The 22,718-nt window shown below is 32.1% G+C and carries 22 protein-coding genes; 17 read left to right on the plus strand and 5 right to left on the minus strand.

Features of this window, described 5'->3' with window-relative positions:
* The first annotated feature begins 38 nt into the window (after positions 1-38).
* From ACY2IJ_RS09605 to ACY2IJ_RS09620, 4 genes are all read left to right on the plus strand, one after another.
* Positions 39-518 (plus strand): hypothetical protein, encoded by a 480-nt coding sequence (locus ACY2IJ_RS09605; protein WP_476724144.1) that lies wholly within the window; start codon positions 39-41, stop codon positions 516-518.
* A 233-nt stretch (positions 519-751) separates the two neighbouring features.
* Positions 752-1,186, plus strand: coding sequence for a hypothetical protein (locus ACY2IJ_RS09610; protein WP_476724145.1), 435 nt, complete (start codon positions 752-754; stop codon positions 1,184-1,186).
* A gap of 41 nt (positions 1,187-1,227) precedes the next feature.
* Positions 1,228-1,767, plus strand: coding sequence for an RNA polymerase sigma factor (locus ACY2IJ_RS09615; protein WP_476724146.1), 540 nt, complete (start codon positions 1,228-1,230; stop codon positions 1,765-1,767).
* Between the two features lie 2 nt (positions 1,768-1,769).
* The gene (locus tag ACY2IJ_RS09620; protein WP_476724147.1) at positions 1,770-3,041 is read left to right on the plus strand and encodes an outer membrane beta-barrel protein; all 1,272 of its coding nucleotides are present in this window, start codon (positions 1,770-1,772) and stop codon (positions 3,039-3,041) included.
* On the opposite strand, the gene ACY2IJ_RS09625 is transcribed toward ACY2IJ_RS09620, so the two are convergent.
* Both ACY2IJ_RS09625 and ACY2IJ_RS09630 read right to left on the minus strand, forming a co-directional pair.
* Positions 3,038-3,781: an SGNH/GDSL hydrolase family protein gene (locus ACY2IJ_RS09625; protein WP_476724148.1), complete on the minus strand. Its 744-nt coding sequence runs from the start codon at positions 3,779-3,781 to the stop codon at positions 3,038-3,040. The two genes, ACY2IJ_RS09620 and ACY2IJ_RS09625, sit on opposite strands and share 4 nt — an antisense overlap.
* A 34-nt stretch (positions 3,782-3,815) precedes the next feature.
* The gene (locus ACY2IJ_RS09630; protein WP_476724149.1) at positions 3,816-4,346 is read right to left on the minus strand and encodes an RNA methyltransferase; all 531 of its coding nucleotides are present in this window, start codon (positions 4,344-4,346) and stop codon (positions 3,816-3,818) included.
* 186 nt (positions 4,347-4,532) lie between these two features.
* On the opposite strand from ACY2IJ_RS09630, the gene mutS reads away from it, so the two are divergent.
* The 4 genes from mutS to ACY2IJ_RS09650 are packed head-to-tail and all read left to right on the plus strand — an operon-like array spanning position 4,533 to position 9,345.
* Positions 4,533-7,109 (plus strand): DNA mismatch repair protein MutS, encoded by a 2,577-nt coding sequence (mutS, locus tag ACY2IJ_RS09635; RefSeq protein WP_476726552.1) that lies wholly within the window; start codon positions 4,533-4,535, stop codon positions 7,107-7,109.
* A 9-nt stretch (positions 7,110-7,118) separates the two neighbouring features.
* Entirely contained in the window at positions 7,119-7,739 is a 621-nt protein-coding gene (locus ACY2IJ_RS09640) for a trimeric intracellular cation channel family protein (protein WP_476724150.1), read from the plus strand.
* Complete coding sequence (locus ACY2IJ_RS09645) at positions 7,736-8,200, plus strand: RNA methyltransferase (protein WP_476724151.1); 465 nt, start codon at positions 7,736-7,738, stop codon at positions 8,198-8,200. The genes ACY2IJ_RS09640 and ACY2IJ_RS09645 overlap by 4 nt, the downstream gene beginning before the upstream one ends.
* Before the next feature lie 11 nt (positions 8,201-8,211).
* Complete coding sequence (locus ACY2IJ_RS09650; protein WP_476724152.1) at positions 8,212-9,345, plus strand: sensor histidine kinase; 1,134 nt, start codon at positions 8,212-8,214, stop codon at positions 9,343-9,345.
* A 48-nt stretch (positions 9,346-9,393) separates the two neighbouring features.
* Here ACY2IJ_RS09650 and ACY2IJ_RS09655 read toward each other — a convergent pair whose 3' ends face one another.
* On the minus strand, positions 9,394-9,780 hold the full coding sequence (locus ACY2IJ_RS09655) for an HIT family protein (protein WP_476724153.1): 387 nt from the start codon (positions 9,778-9,780) through the stop codon (positions 9,394-9,396).
* Positions 9,781-9,902: 122 nt separating this feature from the next.
* Positions 9,903-10,376, minus strand: coding sequence for a transcription elongation factor GreA (greA, locus tag ACY2IJ_RS09660; protein WP_476724154.1), 474 nt, complete (start codon positions 10,374-10,376; stop codon positions 9,903-9,905).
* Between the two features lie 133 nt (positions 10,377-10,509).
* Here greA and ACY2IJ_RS09665 point away from each other — a divergent pair, with 133 nt between their 5' ends.
* The 7 genes from ACY2IJ_RS09665 (at position 10,510) to ACY2IJ_RS09695 (ending at position 19,193) form a co-directional block, all read left to right on the plus strand.
* Positions 10,510-10,962, plus strand: coding sequence for a hypothetical protein (locus ACY2IJ_RS09665; RefSeq protein ID WP_476724155.1), 453 nt, complete (start codon positions 10,510-10,512; stop codon positions 10,960-10,962).
* 49 nt (positions 10,963-11,011) lie between these two features.
* Positions 11,012-12,160, plus strand: coding sequence for a 5-(carboxyamino)imidazole ribonucleotide synthase (locus ACY2IJ_RS09670; protein WP_476724156.1), 1,149 nt, complete (start codon positions 11,012-11,014; stop codon positions 12,158-12,160).
* A 179-nt stretch (positions 12,161-12,339) separates the two neighbouring features.
* On the plus strand, positions 12,340-12,831 hold the full coding sequence (purE, locus tag ACY2IJ_RS09675; RefSeq protein ID WP_476724157.1) for a 5-(carboxyamino)imidazole ribonucleotide mutase: 492 nt from the start codon (positions 12,340-12,342) through the stop codon (positions 12,829-12,831).
* 49 nt (positions 12,832-12,880) lie between these two features.
* A complete protein-coding gene (locus ACY2IJ_RS09680; RefSeq protein ID WP_476724158.1) occupies positions 12,881-13,858 on the plus strand; it encodes a polyprenyl synthetase family protein in 978 nt (325 codons plus the stop codon).
* A gap of 147 nt (positions 13,859-14,005) precedes the next feature.
* Positions 14,006-17,320, plus strand: a complete 3,315-nt coding sequence (locus ACY2IJ_RS09685; RefSeq protein ID WP_476724159.1) for a hypothetical protein — start codon at positions 14,006-14,008, stop codon at positions 17,318-17,320.
* Positions 17,321-17,378: 58 nt separating this feature from the next.
* A complete protein-coding gene (locus ACY2IJ_RS09690; protein WP_476724160.1) occupies positions 17,379-17,891 on the plus strand; it encodes a hypothetical protein in 513 nt (170 codons plus the stop codon).
* A gap of 9 nt (positions 17,892-17,900) precedes the next feature.
* Positions 17,901-19,193: a voltage-gated chloride channel family protein gene (locus ACY2IJ_RS09695; protein WP_476724161.1), complete on the plus strand. Its 1,293-nt coding sequence runs from the start codon at positions 17,901-17,903 to the stop codon at positions 19,191-19,193.
* Here the strand turns inward: ACY2IJ_RS09695 and ACY2IJ_RS09700 are convergent.
* Complete coding sequence (locus tag ACY2IJ_RS09700) at positions 19,190-20,182, minus strand: glycoside hydrolase family 113 (protein ID WP_476724162.1); 993 nt, start codon at positions 20,180-20,182, stop codon at positions 19,190-19,192. The two genes, ACY2IJ_RS09695 and ACY2IJ_RS09700, sit on opposite strands and share 4 nt — an antisense overlap.
* 75 nt (positions 20,183-20,257) lie before the next feature.
* On the opposite strand from ACY2IJ_RS09700, the gene ACY2IJ_RS09705 reads away from it, so the two are divergent.
* Positions 20,258-21,025 carry a TatD family hydrolase gene (locus ACY2IJ_RS09705; RefSeq protein WP_476724163.1) on the plus strand — a complete coding sequence of 256 codons (768 nt, stop codon included), beginning with the start codon at positions 20,258-20,260 and terminating at the stop codon, positions 21,023-21,025.
* Positions 21,026-21,291: 266 nt separating this feature from the next.
* On the plus strand, positions 21,292-22,713 hold the full coding sequence (locus tag ACY2IJ_RS09710) for a glycoside hydrolase family 28 protein (protein ID WP_476724164.1): 1,422 nt from the start codon (positions 21,292-21,294) through the stop codon (positions 22,711-22,713).
* Positions 22,714-22,718 lie beyond the last annotated feature (5 nt).

The following is a 22,718-nucleotide window of genomic DNA, read 5'->3' on the forward strand; positions in this document are numbered from 1 at the left end:
TAAAAAAATGTATTTTTGACCTAACCTAGGTATCAATTATGAACAAACTGATTGTCATTCTTTTAGTACTGTCTTTCTCTTCTTGTGAAAAGATTTGTTCTGTGACCTCTATACTTTGTAAAAACAGAAGTTCTAAAGAAAACACAACAATTGATTTTACACAAGTAGATCAATATCCTCAATTTCAAAATTGCGACTCCCTGCTTAACTTTTCCCAAACCAAAGCCTGTTTTGAAAACACAATGCACTTAAAAATTAAACAGCAAATAGAGGCTCTTACTTTTAAAACAAATCAAAACCTTACAGATACTGTTTCTATTTATTTTACCATCAATCAAAAAGGAAAATTTATTTACAACCGCTTACAAGCAAACGATTCTTTAAAAAAAGCACTTCCAAATTTAACTGCCGAATTGGAAAAAATCTTTAGCCTTTTACCCACCATTACCCCTGCACAAAAAAGAGGAATTCCCATTAGCAGTTCCTACACTCTTCCTTTGGTCATTCAAACAAATTGATTTTTTAAATTATTAAAGTTTTACGCAACCTTCTTTTATCACTTCCATCTACTTAACAATTACTAAGAAAGATAAAGATGGTATTATTAAAAAAATTGATAATGGTATTAAAAACAATCGTACAGCTTATTTTTACGCTTTGTTTTATTTATATTTTATATTTTTTAGATCTTTTTAACGCAACCTTTCACAAAATGCTACATCTAGGAAACAGAAACTTAAAATAAAAAATTATGAAATACGCACTTTTATTGTTTACGCTTACACTCGGACTTATTTCTTGTTCTAACGACGACAATAAGTTCCCAAACTTTCATTATGAATATGTTACTGTAGAAGAATTTGTAATTCCAGACAGTCTGGACTACAACGAGCAATATGATGTTAACATAAAATACAAATTACCTAATAGTTGTTATTATTACTACAACACCCTTTATGCAACAGACAAGAGTATTGATTCTATAAAAACACTAGCCATTATTACTTATGTAGATGATGATTCTGCTTGTGATGATTCTGCCACTACAGAAGAAAAGAACTTTAAATTTACAGTAGATCAAAAAGAAGATTACATTTTTAAAATTTACAAAGGAGTAAACGACGAAAACGAACCTATATACGAAGAAAAAATTGTACGAGTTATAGAAGAGGGTGAAGTAGAGTAATTTTACATTAAAACAATACTTAGTTTGTACATTTTACACACATGCACCTAACTAAAATCATAAAGCTCTGTCAGCAAAACAAACCCAAAGCACAAGCCACTTTATATAAGTTGTTTGCAGCAAAGCTTTATGCAGTTTCATATAAATATTCAAAAAATCAACAAGAGGCAGAAGACAATTTACACGATGGATTTATTACCATTCTACAAAAAATAAATCAATACAAACACCAAGGATCTTTTGAAGGATGGATGAAAAGAATTGTAATTAATACCGCTCTTGAAAAATATAGAAAAGAAAAGATTTTTCCTTTAATAAACGAGGAAATTAAAGACGAAATTGTTCTAGAAATTGAAGATGATGACATAGATTTAAATGTGCTTTTACACAGTATTCAACAATTACCAAACCGATATAGATTGGTCTTTAATCTTTACGTATTAGATGGATATTCACATAAAGAAATTGCAGAAATGTTAGAAATATCTGTAGGAACCTCTAAGTCTAATTTGTCTAGAGCCAAGGCTATTTTAAAAAACATATTGGAGGAAAGCCCCATAAAAAACCAATCTAATTTTTAACTATGGAACCAAAAAACATAGAAAGGTTGTATCAGGAAAAATTAAGGGATTTAGAAATAAACCCAAACCCTGCTGTGTGGAAAAAAATTGAAAGTTCCTTAGCACAAGCACAAAATCCTAATAAGGGGATTGTTTGGTATTGGCTTTCTGGAACCATAGCTGCTCTATTAATTTTTGGTTTTTTTCTGTTAAAACAAAACAGTACACAAGCTATTTACAATTATGCGTATGTAACAGAATTAAAGACCAACAAACCTCTTAAAAAAAACAATTCTATATTTTTAAACACATCAATCTCTAAACAACAAGTTGCTTTAAACACCTTAAAACAACAAGCCTCTAAAACAAAAGAACTTGGCAACAATTTACCTACAAACAAACCTAAAAAAGAAATTAATACAGCTGTAGCTACGAACAGTAAAATTAAAACCCCGTTAATTGTACAAGAAAAATCATCTAACAAAGACTTTTTAACTTTAAAAAATACGCAAAATTTACTTGTAAAAAAAGAACCTTTGTCAAACACTTTTAACAACAAACCTAAACATAACAAACCTGTTTCATCTAACAAAGGATGGAGTTTAGCCCCTGTAGTTTCTCAATATTATTCTGGAGATTTTTCTAAGAATTCTCCTATTGATGATCGATTAAATCACACTAAAAAAACCGGAGAACTTACCACTGCTTACGGATTAAACATTGCTTACCAAGCATCTAATAGACTAAAAATAAAAACAGGAATTCACAGAATTAATCAATTACAAACGACTTCTAGCTACGTTGTAGCAGGTATTCAAAGAAAATCATCTTTTGCAAATTCTACCCAAAAAATTACCTCAGATGAAACAGTTTTTGTTTTAGAAAACAGATCTTCAACCACCGAAACATTAAATCAACCAAACATACAAAAAACTCCAAACAGCCAACTAAAACAAACTATTGGATATATTGAAATTCCTGTAGAATTAGATTTTAAATTGCTAGAAATAAACAAGTTTTCTTTATATGCTGTGGGAGGATTAAGTACCTTGTTTTTAACAGAAAATGTAATAGAAATACAAGAAGATCAATTTACACTGTCTCAGGGAGAAGCCAAAAACTTAAACTCACTTAATTTTAGTTTTAACATTGGAACCGATTTAGAATATCACTTTTCTAAAAAATGGTTTTTAAACGTAGCTCCTTCACTAAAAGTTCAAACACAAACTTTTAACAACACCAACAACCATCCTTTTTTAATAGGAGTTTCAACAGGAATTAATTACAAGTTTTAATTTGTAACTTTTTGTAAAAACAACGGATACAATCTTTCTATTACTTTTTGATAAGCCAATTCTGAAGGATGTAAACCATCATTAGCTACCAAATTAGGATTGTTAAAACCTTGTTGTGTAATATCTGTAATGTTTAAAAACTCAATATTATTGTCTAAACAATACGTTTTTGCAAATTGATTGTAGTTTTCTATTTCTTGAGTGATGGTAGGATCTCCTGCCCCAAATAATGTAAAAGCATAATCTGGAATAGACAAAACCACTAAGTTATTTTTATTCCCTTTTACTGTTTTAATTGCGGTATGGACCAACTCAGGAAACTCCTTTTTATACACCTCAAAATCGACTCCCTGAAACTGATTATTTACCCCAATTAACAAGGTAACAAAGTTATAATCTGTTGCAAGATTAGCGGCTATATTGTTTTTTAAATCTGTGGTAGTCCAACCGGTTCTGGCAATTATTTTTAAATCTACCGTTGCATTGCTATTTTCTTCTATTTTAGACTTTAACTGCTCCGGAAAACGACACGTTGCACACACACTTTCTCCAATGGTATAACTATCGCCCAACGAAAGTATTTTATAGGTAGCCTCTGTATTTTCTTCAGGTTCGTTTGGTAAAGGATTGTTGTTAGCAACCTCTGTAGTGTCTAAAAGCTCCGTTTCGTTAGATTCCTTACTGCATCCATACAAACAAAAGGAACAGCTTATGATTAAAAGATAAATTGTTTTTCTCATACTATATTTACGAGAAAAAACTCTAAAAGGTTCACTAAAATCTAAACTGTTTAAACAAATCCCATAATACAACTCCAGTAGTTACAGAAATGTTTAAAGAATGCTTGGTTCCAAACTGAGGAATTTCAATACAATAATCGCAAGCATTTATAACCTCTTGCTGTACTCCTTTTACCTCATTCCCCATTACAATTGCATATTTCTCTGATGACTGAACATTAAAATCTTGCAATTTCACACTGTTTTCTGCTTGTTCTATAGCTGCTGTAACAACGCCTTCTGATTTTAATTTTTGCACCAAGGTTAAGGTATCTTCTACATATTCCCAATCTACAGACTCTGTAGCTCCCAAAGCTGTTTTATGAATTTCTTTATTGGGAGGCACAGCGGTAATTCCGCACAAATAAATTTTTTCAATAGCAAACGCATCACTTGTTCTAAACACAGAACCTATATTATTTAAACTTCTAATATTATCTAAAACAACAATTAAAGGAGTTTTTTTGGTGGCTTTAAAAGCTGCTACATCTAATCTGTTTAATTCGCTGTTTTTTAGTTTACGCATTCCCTTTGTATTTTATGAGGTGTCAAAATTAGGGTAATTTCTGATAAAATAATACAAATTGTCAATAGAACCTTAATAACTTTTACAAGGATTCTTTATCAGTTTCTTTAAAAAAATTAATTTCGCTAAGAATCCCAAAAACTCATCATTGTGGCTAAAACCAAAGCAAAAAAAGAAACTCCTTTAATGAAGCAATACAACGGTATTAAGGCTAAATATCCGGATGCTATGTTATTGTTTAGAGTGGGCGATTTTTACGAGACTTTTGGATCCGATGCTATTAAAGCTGCTCAGGTACTAAACATTACGTTAACCAAACGTGGAGCAGGTAGCGATTCTGAAACGGCTTTGGCAGGATTTCCACACCATTCTTTAAACACGTATTTGCCTAAACTGGTAAAATCTGGTTTGCGTGTGGCCATTTGCGATCAGCTAGAAGATCCTAAAATGACCAAAACCATTGTAAAACGTGGGGTTACAGAATTGGTGACTCCTGGTGTGGCCTTAAATGATGAAGTGTTACAATCTAAAAACAACAATTTTTTAGCAGCCGTACACTTTGGCAAAAAAAACTTAGGTGTTTCTTTTTTAGATATTTCTACAGGTGAATTTTTAGCGGCTCAAGGAGATAAAAATTACATTGATAAGTTGTTGCAAAACTTTGCTCCTAGCGAAATTTTAGTCGAGAAAAAAAACAAAGTTCTATTCAACGAAACTTTTGGAGAACAATTCCACACTTTTTATTTAGACGATTGGGTGTTTCAGATAGAATTTGCCACAGAAAGTTTGCTAAACCACTTTAAAGTAAATTCTTTAAAAGGATATGGAGTAGAAAATTTACCCGAAGGGATTATTTCTTCTGGAGCTATTTTGTATTACTTATCCGAAACACAACACAATCAACTCAACCATATTACTGCCATACAACGCGTTCACGAAAATGAATATGTATGGATGGATAGATTTACGGTTCGCAACTTAGAATTGTATCATTCTAACAACGACAATGCAGTAACTCTACTAAGCATTATAGACCAAACAAGTTCTCCAATGGGGAGTCGTTTGTTAAAACGTTGGTTGGCTTTGCCTTTAAAAGAAGCCAATCAGATTGTTAAAAGACACGAGGTAGTAAATTATTTTATGAATCACGATGATTTTTACAAAACCACACTTTATCAAATTAAACAAATAAGCGACATAGAACGTTTGATTTCTAAAGTAGCTACCGGAAAAATAAACCCTAGAGAAGTTACTTATCTTAAACAATCTTTAGATGCTATTATTCCTATCAAAAAAGCTGCCGAAGAAAGTAACAACATCACCCTAAAAACAATGGGAGAGCAATTGCAAGATTGTACTTTGTTACGAGAAAAAATTGCCACTACCCTAGTAGCCGATGCTCCGGTAAACATTAACAAAGGAAATGCAATTACAAGCGGAGTTTCTGCTGAATTAGATGAATTGCGAAACATTTCTAACTCAGGAAAAGAATATTTAGACAATCTGTTAAAAAGAGAAACCGAACGTACAGGTATTACCTCTTTAAAAATAGCTTTTAACAACGTTTTTGGATACTATATTGAGGTTAGAAATACTCATAAAGACAAAGTTCCAGAAAACTGGATTCGCAAACAAACTTTGGTAAACGCAGAGCGTTATATTACCGAAGAATTAAAAGAATACGAAACCAAAATTTTAGGTGCCGAAGAAAAAATTGGCTTGTTAGAACAACAACTGTTTTCAGAATTGATCCATTTTTTAATAGATTACATTCAACCTATACAATTAAACGCAAACTTAATTGCACAGTTAGATTGTTTGTGCGGTTTTGCCACTTTAGCCATAAACAACAGTTATGTTAGACCTACTATTGATGAGACTACAGAAATAGAAATTAAAAATGGTCGTCATCCTGTAATTGAAAAACAATTGGCTTTTGGAGAAGAATATATTGCCAATGATATTGTTTTAAACAGAAATCAACAACAAATTATTATGATTACCGGACCTAACATGTCGGGTAAATCGGCCATATTAAGACAAACCGCCTTGATTGTTTTATTGGCTCAAATGGGTAGCTACGTACCTGCACAACAAGCCAGAATTGGTGTGGTAGATAAAATATTTACACGTGTTGGTGCTAGTGATAATATTTCTATGGGAGAATCTACTTTTATGGTAGAAATGAACGAAACGGCTAGCATTCTAAACAACGTATCGGAACGTAGTTTGATTTTATTAGATGAAATTGGACGTGGAACTAGTACCTATGATGGTATTTCTATTGCTTGGGCCATTGCAGAATATTTACACGAACATCCTAGTCAAGCAAAAACATTGTTTGCCACGCATTATCATGAATTGAATGATATGTCTAGTACGTTTCCTAGAATTAAAAACTTTAACGTTTCTGTAAAAGAGCTAAAAGACAAGGTAATTTTCTTACGTAAACTAACTGCCGGAGGTAGCGAACACAGTTTTGGTATACATGTAGCAAAACTAGCCGGAATGCCACAAGCGGTTATTCACCGAGCCAATAAAATGTTAACGCAACTAGAAAATAGTCATGGTTTAGAAAACAATAAATCTAACATTGAAAAGGCAACTCAAGAAGAAGATTTTCAATTGAGCTTTTTCCAGTTAGACGATCCTTTGTTAGAAGACATTAAAGAAGAAATTTTGGCCACCAATATAGACAATTTAACACCTGTAGAGGCTTTAATGAAACTAAACGAAATTAAACGAATGCTAACCGGTAAATAATTCTACACCATGAGTATTAATATTATAGAATACATTAACATTTCTGGTTCTTTTGTATTTGCTGTTTCTGGAGCTTTAATTGCCATGAAAAGAAAATTAGATCCTTTTGGTGTTTTAATTGTTTCTTTTATTACCGCTGTTGGTGGTGGTACATTGCGAGATATTTTAATTGATAGAGAAATATTTTGGTTGTACAACACTTCCATTTTATACGCTGTAGTAGCCGGTAGTTTTATTGCCATGATTTTTAAAACCAAACTTAATTTTTTTGACAAACCCATGTTTTTATACGATGCTTTGGGCTTGGGACTTTTTACCATTACAGGAGTACAAATTGGTTTAGAAAGCAATTTAGATTATTTAATATGTGTACTATTAGGTACCGTTACAGGTGTTTTTGGAGGAGTTTTAAGAGACATTGTTGTAAATAAAATTCCCGTAGTATTTAAACAAGAAATATACGCTACCGCTAGTATCTTAGGAGGAATTTTCTATTTGCTACTAATGAACTTTGATACAGAAAAACCATACTTACAAGTCCTGCCTATTTTATTAATTATTTTAATTAGATTGTTTGCCGTGTATTTTAACATTTCACTACCTAGTATTTACAAAAAAAACAAAACATGAAAGTAGACAACTTAGAGCAAGGTTATTTTGGTATTGGTATTATGAATGGTAAAACTCCTGAAAACCTAGGTGTCTTATGGCGATCTGCACAAAATATGGGGGCTAGTTTTATTTACACTATTGGAAACAGATACTCAAAACAAGCCTGCGACACCCACAAAGCTGTAGGAGCCATGCCCTACTTTCATTATGATACCTTTGAAGAGTTTTATAAGTTTTTACCCAAAAGCGCAGTTTTAGTAGGGGTAGAATTAGATAAAAAATCGGTTCCGTTAGAAACATTTCAACACCCTAAAAAATGTGTTTATTTATTAGGAGCAGAAGATCATGGTTTGACGAAAGAAGCTATTGATAAATCACATTTTTTAGTTAAATTTAAAACAACCCTAAGTGTTAATGTTGCAGTTGCCGGAAGTATTGTAATGTATGACAGGGGAAGCAAAACTCCTATTAATTTATAATGAACTATCTAATGAATTTTCTAAAATCAAAACAAATGCTTTTGGTTTTAGCTACAGGTATTATTAGTGTTATTCTATGGTATACTTATATCTTTTTTAATAGCTTTCAAAAACAAGAAGAAATTAAAATGGACATATTAGCAGAAGCCTATGTTCAATTTAACAAAGCAACAAACAATGAAGATATTAGTTTATTGGTAAAAATTATAGAAAACAACAACTCTATACCAATGATTGTTACCGATGTTGAGGGAACAATTTTATTAGACCAAAACATTCCTTACAAAAAAGCAAACAAACAAAAAGTGTTGGCCAAACGCTTGGAGGATATGAAAAGAACGCACCCTCCTATTGAGATTAATATTTCTAAAAACAAAAACCAATATATTTATTATTCCAACTCCGAAATATTAAACAGATTGCGTTTTTATCCTTTGGCACTAGCTGTAATATTTGTTATTTTCCTATGGATTTTATACAACGTATTTAACGCTTCATCTGTGTCCGATAAAAATAAATTATGGAGCGGAATGGCCAAAGAAACCGCACATCAAATAGGAACTCCACTATCTTCTTTATTAGGATGGATTGAAATTTTAAGATCCGAAAACATTGACCAAACTTATGTAGATGAAATTCAAAAAGATGTTGAACATTTAAACATTATAGCCAATCGGTTTTCTAAAATTGGTTCAGAACCAATACTAAACAACCACAACCCTTCTGAAATTATAGAAGAAACCATTGCCTATTTTAAAATTAGAAGCTCTAAAAACATCAGTTTTCATTACAACAAGCCAGAAACTCCCATTTTAGTAAAACTAAACAAAGACTTATTTGGTTGGGTATTAGAAAACATTATCAAAAATGCCATTGATGCCATGTTAGGTAAAGGTAATATTGACATTCAGTTGCTAAACACCCCCAAAGAAATTCAAATTTTAATTACCGATACCGGTAAAGGGATTCCTAAAACCCTACACAAAAAAATATTTGAACCTGGCTTTACCACCAAAGAACGTGGTTGGGGATTAGGGCTTTCTTTAACCCGAAGAATTATTACACAATACCACAAAGGAAAAGTATTTGTAAAACAATCTCAAAAACACACAGGAAGTACGTTTCAAATTAATATTCCCAAATAAAAAAGAGAGCTTTAAAAGCTCCCTTTTTTATTGTTTATGGTTCTCTACTTACAAATAACTCGCAATTTTTTCTGCCAAGGCTTTAAATTCAGCTTCGGTTAACTTTACTTTTTTTCCAAAAGTAGCATCTGCCATTTCGTTTAAAGGAATTAAATGTACATGCACATGTGGTACTTCTAAACCAACAACAGACAACCCAACTCTTTTACAAGGCACTGCTTTTTCTATAGCAGCTGCAATGGTTTTAGAATACTGAAATAATTTTGTGTACAATTCATCATCCAAATCAAATAATTTGTCTACCTCTTTTTTAGGCACTACCAAAGTATGTCCTGCTGCATTAGGATTGATGTCTAAAAACACAAAAAAATCTTCGTTTTCTGCTATTTTGTACGATGGAATTTCTCCATTAATTATTTTTGTAAAAATGCTCATGTCTTTAATCTTATTTTATTGGGTCATCGAGCAGAATTGAGATGTAATATCATTTAGAAAGTAAAAAGTTCTCGACTCCGCTCTAACACCTAGTCAAAAACTACTTAACTACTACTAAAAAACTACCTAGAAATCTCAATTATTTCAAACTTCATAACACCATTAGGTGTTTGCACTTCTGCAACTTCACCTTGCTTATGCCCTAACAATCCTTTACCAATAGGAGAATTTACAGATAATTTTCCGTTTCGGATATCCGTTTCAGAATCAGCAACTAACTGATAACTAAACTCCATTCCGTTTGCTACGTTTTTAATTTTTACTTTAGAATGAATTAATATTTTAGAGGTATCTATCTGAGATTCATCTAAAATACGCGCATTTGCTACTACATTTTTTAACTGAGCAATTTTTAACTCTAATAAAGATTGTTCTTCTTTAGCAGCATGGTACTCCGCATTTTCACTTAAATCTCCTTTATCTCTTGCTTCTGCAATTTCATTAGAAACCCTTGGACGTTCTACTTGCTCTAAAAATTCTAACTCTTCTTTTAGTTTCTTAAATCCTTCTTCTGAATAATATGATACTTCACTCATCTTCTCTAAATTTTTATAACACAAAAAATCTCATTACCACTTTTGGAAATGAGACCTATACAAATATAAAGAAATTATTGATAGCTAAAAAATTCTGTATCTTTACCTCCTAAAATTTCACAGAAAATATCCCATGATTAAAAACATCATTTTCTTTTTTACCCTCATAACGCTAACTGCTTGTAAAAACCAAGGTTTCAATCAACAAAACACCATGGTTCCTAGTATAAATGTCAATTTTAAAATTACCAATCCTTCATTCATATCTCCTTCAGGAATAGGAAATTATGAAACCGAATACGGTCAAGGATTTAGAGGGGTTATTGTTTTTAACATTGATGGCAATACATTTAGAGCTTTTGATTTGGGTTGCCCTTATATAAACCCCAATGAATGCAATACTCCTATGATTGTTGAAAACGGAACTGGTAAAATGTCTTGTGCCAATTGTAGTAACGATGATATTACTTTTACACAATACATTACTGGAGTAACTATTGGTGAAGGAAATAACGAAAAAACATATTATTTAAGAGAATACAATGCTTTTTTAGAAAACGGTGCTGTTAGAATCACCAACTTTTAAAACACAAATTTCCCCATTTATTTGTATTTTTGGGGTCAAATAGATTTACATGGAAAATTATTTTTCTTCTAACTTTAAATTAGGAGTTTTAGGTGGAGGTCAATTAGGTCGTATGTTGTTAGCAGAAACCCAAAAATTTGATGTTCACACTTGCATATTAGACAATTCTAAAGATGCCCCTTGTGCACCTTACTGTAACGAATTCTTTTTAGGAAACTTATTGGATTACAACGATGTTTATAATTTTGGAAAAAAAGTTGATGTTCTTACCATAGAAATAGAGCACGTAAACATTAAGGCACTTTACCAATTAGAAAAAGAAGGTGTAAAAGTGTATCCGCAACCTAGTGTAATAGAAACCATTCAGCACAAAGGAAAACAAAAAGATTTTTACCTAAAAAACAACATTCCTACTTCTCCACACCAACGTTTTAATTCACTAAAAGAACTTAAAGCAGCCAACTTAACAGACTTTCCTTTTGTTTGGAAATCTGCTCAATTTGGATACGATGGTATGGGGGTTAAAATTGTACGTTCTCAAGAAGACATTAACAATTTACCAGACACAGAATGTATTACAGAAGATTTAATTCCGTTTAAAAACGAATTGGCTGTAATTGTTGCCAGAAATGCTAATGGTAAAGTAAAAACATACCCGGTTGTAGAAATGGAATTTCATCCAGAAGCTAATCAAGTAGAGTATGTAATTTGTCCGGCTCGTATTAGCGATGAAGTTGCTGCCAAAGCAAGAAGAATTGCTATGGATGTAGCCGATGCTTTTAAACATGTTGGTTTGTTAGCTGTAGAAATGTTTCAAACCGAAAATGATGATATCATTATTAACGAAGTAGCTCCAAGAACACACAACAGTGGTCATTACAGCATTGAAGCATCGCACACTAGCCAATTTGAACAACATTTAAGAACCATTTTAAACCTACCTTTAGGAAATACCGACAGCAAATTAGCAGGTATTATGGTAAATTTAGTAGGTGCCGAAGGTCATGAAGGAGAAGTAGTTTATGAAAACATTATTGATGTTTTAAAAATAGATGGCGTAACCCCACACTTATACGGAAAAAAAATAACCAAACCTTTCCGAAAAATGGGACACGTAACCATTGTTAACAAAGACATTAATATTGCTCGTAAAACAGCAGAATTAGTTAAAAATACGGTTAAAGTAATTAGTAAATAAGTATTAAATCAAAAAGGTTTTTAGTAAAAAGTTCAAAGATTTTAACTTTTACTTTTTACCATTTTGTAATCATAAATAATTAAATCAAAAGATTTAAAGACAAAAGTCAAAGATTTTTTCACAACACACAAAACACTTTTACTTTTACCTTTCATCTTTTACTCTTAAAACACAATACAATGAAAGTAGCTATCGTTATGGGTTCCGATTCTGACTTACCAGTAATGCAACAAGCCATTGATATTTTAAAAGAATTTGAAATTGAAACGGAAGTAGATATTGTATCTGCACACCGTACTCCAGAAAAATTGGTAGATTTTTCTAACAACGCACACAAAAGAGGTATTTCTGTAATTATTGCTGGTGCAGGCGGAGCTGCTCATTTGCCAGGAATGGTGGCTAGTATGAGCCCGTTACCTGTAATTGGAGTTCCTGTAAAATCTAGCAATTCTATTGATGGTTGGGATTCTGTACTTTCTATTTTACAAATGCCAGGAGGAGTACCTGTAGCTACCGTAGCTCTAAATGGAGCTAAAAATGCAGGAATTTTAGCGGCTCAAATAATTGGAGCTACAAACAGTACAGTATTAGACACCATTGTAGCTTATAAAGAAGGATTAAAAACTAAAGTAATGGAAGCTGCAGAACGTGTAAAATCTGCTCAAGAATAAACTTTTTTAAGTAAGTTTATAGCTCTAAAAAACCTATCATCCACTAGGAATGAAAATAACAGAACGAATTCAACAACCTATTCACCAAGAAATGGCTGCCTTTGAAAACAAATTCAAAGAAGCCATGCAAACCAAAGTGCCGTTGTTAAATCGTATTACCCATTACATTGTTCGTAGAAAAGGAAAACAAATGCGACCAATGTTTGTTTTTCTAGTAGCTAAAATGGTTTCTAATGGAGATTTTAACGAACGTACCTACAGAGGAGCATCTATTATAGAACTTATTCATACCGCCACATTGGTACACGATGATGTGGTTGATGACAGTAACAAACGAAGAGGTTTCTTTTCTATAAACGCACTTTGGAAAAACAAAATTGCAGTTTTAGTTGGCGATTTTTTACTTTCTAAAGGATTGTTGTTAAGTATAGACAATGATGATTTTGACATTTTAAAACTCATTTCCATTGCTGTAAGAGAAATGAGCGAAGGAGAGTTACTACAAATAGAAAAAGCCAGACGTTTAGACATTACCGAAGATGTTTACTTTGAAATTATCCGTCAAAAAACAGCCACACTAATTGCGGCTTGTTGTGGAATTGGAGCAGCTTCTGTAGGAGCAGAAAAGGAAGAGGTAGAAAAAATGAGAAAATTTGGAGAATACATTGGTATTGCTTTCCAAATAAAAGATGATTTGTTTGATTATTCTGACGAACAAATAGGAAAACCTACTGGAATTGACATTAAAGAACAAAAAATGACTCTTCCTTTAATTTATACTTTAAACAATTGTAGTGATAAGGATAGAAAATGGATCATCAATTCTGTTAAAAATCATAACACCGATAAAAAAAGAGTTAAACAAGTAATTCAGTTTGTAAAAAACAACAACGGATTAGAGTATACCATTGCTAAAATGCACGAATACCAAAACTTAGCTTTAGAAATTTTAAATACCTATCCAGAATCTGAATACAAAAACTCTTTACTAACTATGATTGATTACGTAGTAGAACGTAAAAAATAAGCATTCCACTTAATTCCCTCGCTTTTTTAAAAGATCATTCACTAAATTAGTTCTACACACGTTTGTTAGCGAATGAAAGTAGTACACTTACTTCTAATTTTTACTTGTTTCTATAGCTCCTATGGGCAAATAGTAAATAAAAACCGTGTGTCTAAAATACTCACTACTAGTAAAGATACCATCAACCTAGAAAACGTAGCCATTAGTCCTGTGAATTTTAACATTCAAACCCTACAAGGACAAGTAATTTCACCCACCAGATACTTTGTCAATTACAAAAAAGGACAACTGTATTTTTACACTCCAAAACCTCAGCAAGTAAAAGTAAACTACTTTAACTATCCTGATTTTTTTACACAAAGCTATAGCCCTTTTGATAAAAAAATCATCATTTCACAAGCAACACCAACTGCTCAAACATATTCTTTAAAAAAGGAATATAGCAAAATCGATTTTTTCGGAGGAATTAATACCTATGGAAATATTACTAGAGGAATTACCGTAGGAAACAATCAAGGATCTGTGTTAAACTCTGGATTAGATTTACAGATTACAGGAAACTTATCGGAGAACTTAAAAATTAGAGCAAGTATTAAAGATTCCAATGTACCTATTCAAGAAAACGGAGTTTCACAAAACATTAACGAATTTGACAGGGTATTTATTGAATTGTTTACAGACAAATGGAACCTAAAAGCTGGAGATGTAGACCTAACAAACAAAGACAGTTATTTTTTAAATTTTACCAAAAAAATTAATGGAGCCAAGTTAGATGTTATTCTAGATAATGGAGATCAAAAAACAACAATTACCGCCTCTGGAGCGCTGGCAAAAGGAAGATTTAACACACAAAACATAACTGCACAAGAAGGAAACCAAGGCCCCTATAGATTGCTAGGTGCTAACGGAGAACAGAACATTGTTATTATTTCGGGAAGTGAAGTGGTGTACGTAAATGGTGTAGAGTTAAAAAGAGGAGAACAACATGATTATACTGTAGATTACAATCTTTCAGAAATTACATTCAACCCTACCTTCCCTATCAATTCTTCTCATAGAATTATTGTAGACTATCAGTACAGTGACCAAAACTACAACCGATTTGTAACTCATGATGGTGTAAAATATGAAACCGAAAAGTTTAGTATTGGAACGTACTTTTACAACGAAAATGACGTAAAAAATCAACCTATTCAGCAGAATTTAAGTAATGAACAAAAACTTATTTTACAACAAGCAGGAAACAATTCCAGTAAAATGATTGCTCCTAGTGCCCAAATAGCAGAATACAATGAAAACAGAATTCAATACCTTTTAAATAACGATGGAAATTTTGTGCAAAGTAACGATGAGAACCAAACGCTTTACAATGTAACTTTTCGTTTTGTTGGACAAAATAATGGTGATTATGATGAAGATCAAACAACCGCTACAGGAAAAATATTTATATACAAAGGTGCAAACAAAGGAAGTTACGAAGCTACAACGCAGTTATTTGCCCCAACACAAACACAAATGGCAGTAGTAAACACTGCTTATAAAATTAGTGAACAATCTTTTGTAAATGCAGAATTAGCCTACAGTAATAATGACCAAAACTTGTTTTCTACCCTTGATGATCATCAAAACAAAGGACTAGCCACTACCCTAACTTGGCAACAGCAAATTAAAACAGGTACATGGAATAGCTCTAACCTTTTTGAAGGTGATTTTGTACAAAAAAACTTTAACAATATAGAGGGTTTGTACAATGCAGAATTTAATAGAGATTGGAATATAGATCTAAATTTAACTCCTAATTTTCTTGGAAATCAATCTTACATAAGAAACCGTTTTTTAATAGAAAAAAACAAACAATTTCTATTTGAACTAACTAGTGAATACTTAAAATTTGGAAATGCTTTTAATGGAATAAAAAATGGGTTCAATTCCTTTAGCACATTTCGAAGCGTAAATATAGAAACTAAAACAAGTTATTTGCAAAGTAAAAACACAACGCAAAAAGGAATCTTTTTAAGACATAACTCTAACCTAAGTTATTCGCTAAACAAAGCTTGGTTAAAAGGTTTATTGGCATATGAAAACAATCAAAACAAAAACAATACAACTCAAGAATTAGATGCGTTATACTCTCAAAAACTCATCACAACAGGAGCCGAAATAGGTATTGGAGACTCAACCAAAGTATATACTAAAATAAGATACTCTCTTACAAAATTAGACAGTGTAAAATCACAGCAATTAACAAGAGTACAAAACTCTTTTAATTACAATATAGAAAGTCAGCTTATTAAAAACAAACAAAGTTCTTTACGTACTTTTATCAACTACAGAAAGGTAAATCACTTATATGCTAACAATGTAAATGTGTTAAATGCTAGGACCCTTTACAACCAGCAATTATTTCACGATATTATCCGTTTGTCAACGGTTTATGAAACCAGCTCTGGAAGTACTGCCCAACAAAATTTTACCTATATAGAAACAGAACCAGGACAAGGATATTATTATTACTTGGGAGATTTAAACAACAATGGTAAAAAAGATTTTGATGAATTTGAAGTGGCACAGTTTACAGATCAGGCAAATTATTTAAGAGTTATCTTACCAACCATTAATAGAGTGGCTACTCAAAAAGCAAAACTAAGTCAATCTATCTTTGTTAATTTTCTTCAATACAGCAATCACAGTTCTAAATGGTTACAAACCTTGTCTCATTTCTCAAACCAGTCTAGTATTTTAATCAATAAAGATGAATTAAAACAGGGGAAAACATTTAACATCAATCCTTTTAAAACCAATGGCGATGATATTGTAGGTTTGCAACAAAATATTTTTACAAGCTTTTATTTTAATAGAGGACTGCAAAATTACAGCACTACATATACCTATCAAAACAACCAAAACACTCAAAATATTTCATCAGATATTCAAACAGCTTCTCAGCAATCGCATGAGTTAAACTTTCAGCACAACATACAAAGTACTTGGGTTTTAGGAACTACTCTTAACACTAAAAACAATAAAAGCACTAGTCTTTCTTTTAGCAGTAGAAACTTTCATTTATCATCTTACACAGTTCATCCATCAATAGATTTTTTAAAAGATGAGTTTACCACCTTAAAAACTACATATACTTATAAAAATGAAAAAAATAAAATTGGAGAAGAAGCGTTAATAAGTCATAATTTTGGTATTAATTACAACTATAACAACTTGGGTAAAGGTTCTATTTTGGCAAGTGTAAATTTAATAGAGAACAACTATACGGGTCCAATTAACACACCAGCTTCTTATAGAATTTTAGAAGGTTTGCAACCTAACAGAAACTATACCTGGTCTTTAATAATACAAAGAAAACTAACCCAATTGTTAGACTTAAGTATTAATTACAACGGAAGAAAAAATACAGCAACCAATACCATTCATATAGGTAGCATACAATTAAGAGCTAACTTTTAAAAGCAATTAGGCAAGCTCATAGAAATGCCCTATTTTTGAGGTGTAAAAACACAAAAGCATGAAAAAAATACAATTCCTTTTTATCTTATTCATTACGTTGGGAGTAAATGCTCAAAACAATCAGTTAAAAGTAGATTTATTGGATATTTTAGTTTTAAGAACTTTAGATGTATCTTATGAAAATCAGCTAAATGATGAAGCTTCTATTGGATTGTCTGTATTCATCAACTTTGAAGATAAAGATGCTAAGTTTAGATATAATGAAGACTTTCAAATTACCCCATACTTTCGTCAATACATTACCAACAGCAACGGTTTTGACATATTTGGAGAATTGTTTGGATCCTTAAACTTTGCCGAAACAGAAGAAAAAATAGAAAATGATGTTGTAGTAGAAGAATCTCAAAACTATTCAGACTTTGCCTTAGGTCTTGGTGCCGGTGCAAAACATGTTTCTAAAAATGGATATATAATTGAATTTAATGCGGGAGTGGGTAGAAATTTATTCAACTCAAAAATATCTCGTCAGTTTGTTCCTAGATTTGGAATTAGTGTAGGAAAACAATTCTAAAACCTAAAAATGAACGCTATCCGTAAGCAATATTCACTATCAGAATACCCCACTATTGTAAAAGAGTTTTTAAAATGGCTGGTATTATCTGTTATTATTGGTACGTTGGTCGGTATAGCTTCGGCTGCTTTGTTAGCCTCTTTAAACTGGTCTACAAACTACAGAGAAGCTAATAAAATTATTATTTGGTTACTACCTATTGGAGGCTTATTAGTAGGGCTTTTATATCACTACTACGGACAGTCCGTTGCTAAAGGGAACAACCAGTTGTTAGAGGAACTAAATACTCCTAAAGATATTATTCCTTTTAAAATGGCTCCTTTTATTTTTTTAGGAACCGTTGTTTCTCATTTATTTGGAGCTTCTGTAGGACGTGAAGGAACCGCAGTACAAATTGGTGGTGCTATTGCCGATCAGTTTTCGGGTTGGTTAAAAATGAACAAATCAGACCGTAGAATTATTATCTTAATGGGAATTAGTAGTGGTTTTGCAGGTTTGTTTGGAACTCCATTGGCAGGTGCTGTTTTTGCTTTAGAAGTTTTGTTAATTGGTAAAATAAAATACAACGCAATTTTACCTTGTTTGTTAGTGGCTGTGGTTGCTAACTTTGTGTCTAGAGAAATTGCTCATTACATACATGTTCCCCACACAAATTATGTAGTTAACTTAGTACCTAAGTTAAGCATCAGTACTTTTTTTTGGTGTGTATTGGCCGGAATTATTTTTGGCATTGTGAGTACTTTTTTTTCTAAAGGAGTTTACTTTTTTAGTCAATTTTCTAAACTTATTAAATATCCGCCTTTAAGACCCGTTGTGGGTGGAATTGCCATTGCTGTACTTGTTTATTTTATTGGAACCAAATACATAGGATTAGGAATTCCTACCATTGTAGATTCCTTTAACACCAATATGCACAGTTACGATTTTGCTATAAAATTAATTTTAACCACTTTTTGTATCGCCTTTGGTTTTAAAGGAGGAGAAGTAACTCCCTTATTTTTTATTGGTGCTACTTTAGGCAGTGCTTTGGCTCTCTTTTTTCCTTTACCAATTGGTTTATTGGCTGGAATGGGGTTTGTAGCCGTATTTTCTGGTGCCACCAATACTCCTATTGCTTGTACGCTCATGGGGATTGAATTGTTTGGTATGGATAGCGGAGTCTATATTGCCATTGCTTGTGTAACTGCTTATGTGTTTTCTGGCCATACAGGAATTTATACTTCTCAAATTGTGGGTACTTCTAAAACTGACAAATACACTACCGAAGAAGGAAATACTTTAGGAAAAATTAATAGAAATTAGTCTTTTTTAAATTGATTTTTAATCACATTCATTACTCTTTTTCCTTGTGGTGTAAACATTTTTGCTTTGTTTCTAAACGTGGTTTCTGTTAAATGCCATTTCCATAAAAAACCTCCTACAAACCAATTTTGATGGTAAAATGTTTTGTACAAAGCTTTATAAGCATTGGCTTGAGCTTGTTCGTTTACAGCATGTATTCCATTACTACCCCAAGTCTCTTTGGTATTAAAGTCACAACTTTCAAAACCATATTCTGTAAACAAAATAGGCTTATTATTGGCAACACTTAATTTGTATAAATTTTGTTTTATAGGTTGCCAAGCTTTAATTAATTCATCAACACTAGGTTCTTTTTTATCGGATAAGGAATAATATGCATCTACTCCAATATAATCTACCTTGTCCCAAAAATTAACCTCAGCCACATTGTCCCAATTGGCTGCATACGTTAATTTTCCTTTGTAAACTTGTTTTACTTTTTTAATCAACCTCTCAAAAAACAAAGGTCTTTTTAACACCACTTGTTTTAGTTCTGTACCTATACAAAACAATTCTACCTGTTGTTCTTGTGCTATTTTGGCATAGTTTAAAATATAATTTGTGTATTCATTTTCCCACACACTCCAATCTTGTTCGGTTTCTAAAATAAAGTCTCCAATCCACCCACTTCTATGCCACACATGGGGTTTTAAAAACACTTTTAATTGTTGTTTTTTTGCAAAATGAATCATGGTCGTAACCCCTTCCGTTTTTTCTCCCCACCACTGTCGGTTTTGATTAAAGTAAACTTTTGAATCAGTATCTTTTAAAAAAGCAAACGGAATAATAGCCACCCAATTGGCATGGATTTGTTCCAAACTAAAAAAAGAAGCTTGATTTATAGCTTTAGGAGGAGACACCAAACTAACTCCGTTTATTTTTTGTTGAGAACAAGACACCATTGTTAACAAGCTAAAAGCAATAAACAGACATTTTTTACAAAACTTCATTTCTATGATTTTTAAATCGATTTAAAATTACTCAAAAACATATCGATACTTATCTTTGTTCTAAATTTTATATCAATGATTTTTACAGACACCCACACCCACTTAAATAGCGAACAATTTGATGAAGACAGAAATGAAATGATTCAACGTGCTATAAACGCAGGTGTAAAAAGATTGTTTATTCCTTCTGTAGATTCTGAATACACTCAAAGCATGTTTGAGGTGGCTGAAGCCTTTCCTAACAACGTACATTTAATGATGGGAGTTCACCCCACACATATTAAAGAAAATTATAAAGAAGAGCTTGCCATTACTCGCGAATGGTTAGAAACAGGAAAGTTTGTGGCTGTAGGAGAAATTGGAATGGATTTGTATTGGGATGAAACTTACATTAACCACCAAAAAGAAGCTTTTAGAACACAAATACAATGGGCTAAAGAATTGGGCTTGCCAATTAACATACATTGTAGAAATGCTTTTAAAGAAGTTTTTGAAGTCTTAGAAATGGAAAAGTCTCCTAAGCTTTTCGGAATTTTTCATTGTTTTACGGGAACTCTAGAAGATGCTAAAAAAGCCATTGGATACAACTTAAAATTAGGAATTGGAGGTGTTGCTACTTTTAAAAACGGAAAAATAGACAAATTCTTAGCAGAAATTCCTTTAGAGCATATTGTTTTAGAAACCGATGCTCCTTATTTAGCTCCTACTCCGTTTAGAGGAAAACGTAACGAATCTATGTACACTGTAAATGTGGCGGAGAAACTAGCAACTATTTATCAAAAATCGTTAACCGAAATAGCAGCAATTACCACCCAGAACAGCAAAGATATTTTTGGAGTGTAATATGTATCTACTCCAAAAACATCACACCGAGACTATTGGAATGCAATTAATAAAAACTTAATTGCTACATATAATTTTTTTATTAAAAAATTTAATTATTCGATCAATAATGTTCAAAACTCAATACATTATGGGATTCATATAAATAAATAAACCATTAGTAGTATATTTAAAAACATACGTATGACGTATAATTCTTCTTTTTAAAGTATTTTTGTGTGCGTACACGTAATAAGCAATCATCTCTTAAACTTAAAAAGATTAATATGTATAAAACTATTCACACAGTTATTATTTTAATAGCCTTAAATTTAGTTGCTTGTAGCAACAAGCAAACCACTTGGAATGTAAAAGATTATGGAGCCGTAGATGATAATACAACAATAAACACAATAGCAATTCAAAAAACCATTGATGAATGTGCCAAAGCAGGTGGAGGAACTGTAATTATTGACGGTGATGTATTCGTGTCGGGAACTTTATTGTTAAAAGACAATGTAGATTTAAAAGTCACAGAAAACACCACTTTGTTAGGAAGTATCAATCCTAACGATTATCCAATTGTAGAGCCTTTTATAGACGCTACAGGGCAATTTAGAGGACAGTGTTTTATAGGAGCTATTGATGTAAAAAATGTAGCTATTACCGGAAAAGGAACCATAGATGGACAAGGGGGAATGTTCACTCCCAAAAAAGTAAAAGAAACTTTAAAAAGACTAGGGTTAGAAGAAGTAAAACCAGATTTAACAGGGCTGGTATCAAGAACAAACAATTATGTAAACAATAACATTCGCTTGTCTAACAGACCCTTTTTAGTAAGAATGGTGCGTTCAGAAAATGTAAAACTACAAGACATTCATTTACGTCAACCGGCAGCTTGGACTTTGCATTTTTTAGAATGTCATAATTTTCTTGTAGACGGAATTTCGATATACAGCCATGCCAACAGAAATAACGATGCCATTGATATAGATTCAAGCACAAACGGGGTTATTAAAAACTGTGATATTGACTCTGGAGACGATGCTATTTGCTTTAAATCAACCAGTCCAAAACCAACCACAGATGTGGAGGTATATGATTGTAGGTTAAAAAGTAATTGGGGAGCTGTTAAATTTGGAACAGAGTCTATGGGAGACTTTAAAAACATTACTGTTAAAGATTGTTTTGTACACGATACCAGAGGAGGGGGAATTAAAATTTTAAGTGCCGATGGAGCCAATGTAGAAAATATTTTAATAGAAAATATTAAAATGGAAAATGTAGAGATGCCTATTTTTATTCGCTTGTGCGAACGCAGATTGGTGTACAGAAATGCCGATAGAAAACCTACAGGAAGTATTACCAATGTAGTGATTAGAAATATTGATGCTATGGTTAGAGACCTTAAAGATTGTAGATTAGCAGCAACAACGGGGTTGTTTTTTTCAGGAACACCAAATCATAAATTAGGGAAGATTAGTTTAGAAAATATTAAAATTAATTTACCTGGAGGTGGAACAACAGAACAAGCCAAAATAGTAGTTCCAGAAAATGAAACTCAATATCCAGAGTTTACAAAACTAGGAATTACACCTTCTTATGGTTTGTATGCTAGACATATTAAAAATTTAGAAACTAAAAACATCTCTTTTACCGTTCGTGTAAAAGACCTAAGAGATGAAGTTGTTAAAATTAATGTAAACTAAGAATT

The organism is Wenyingzhuangia gracilariae (assembly GCF_056387575.1).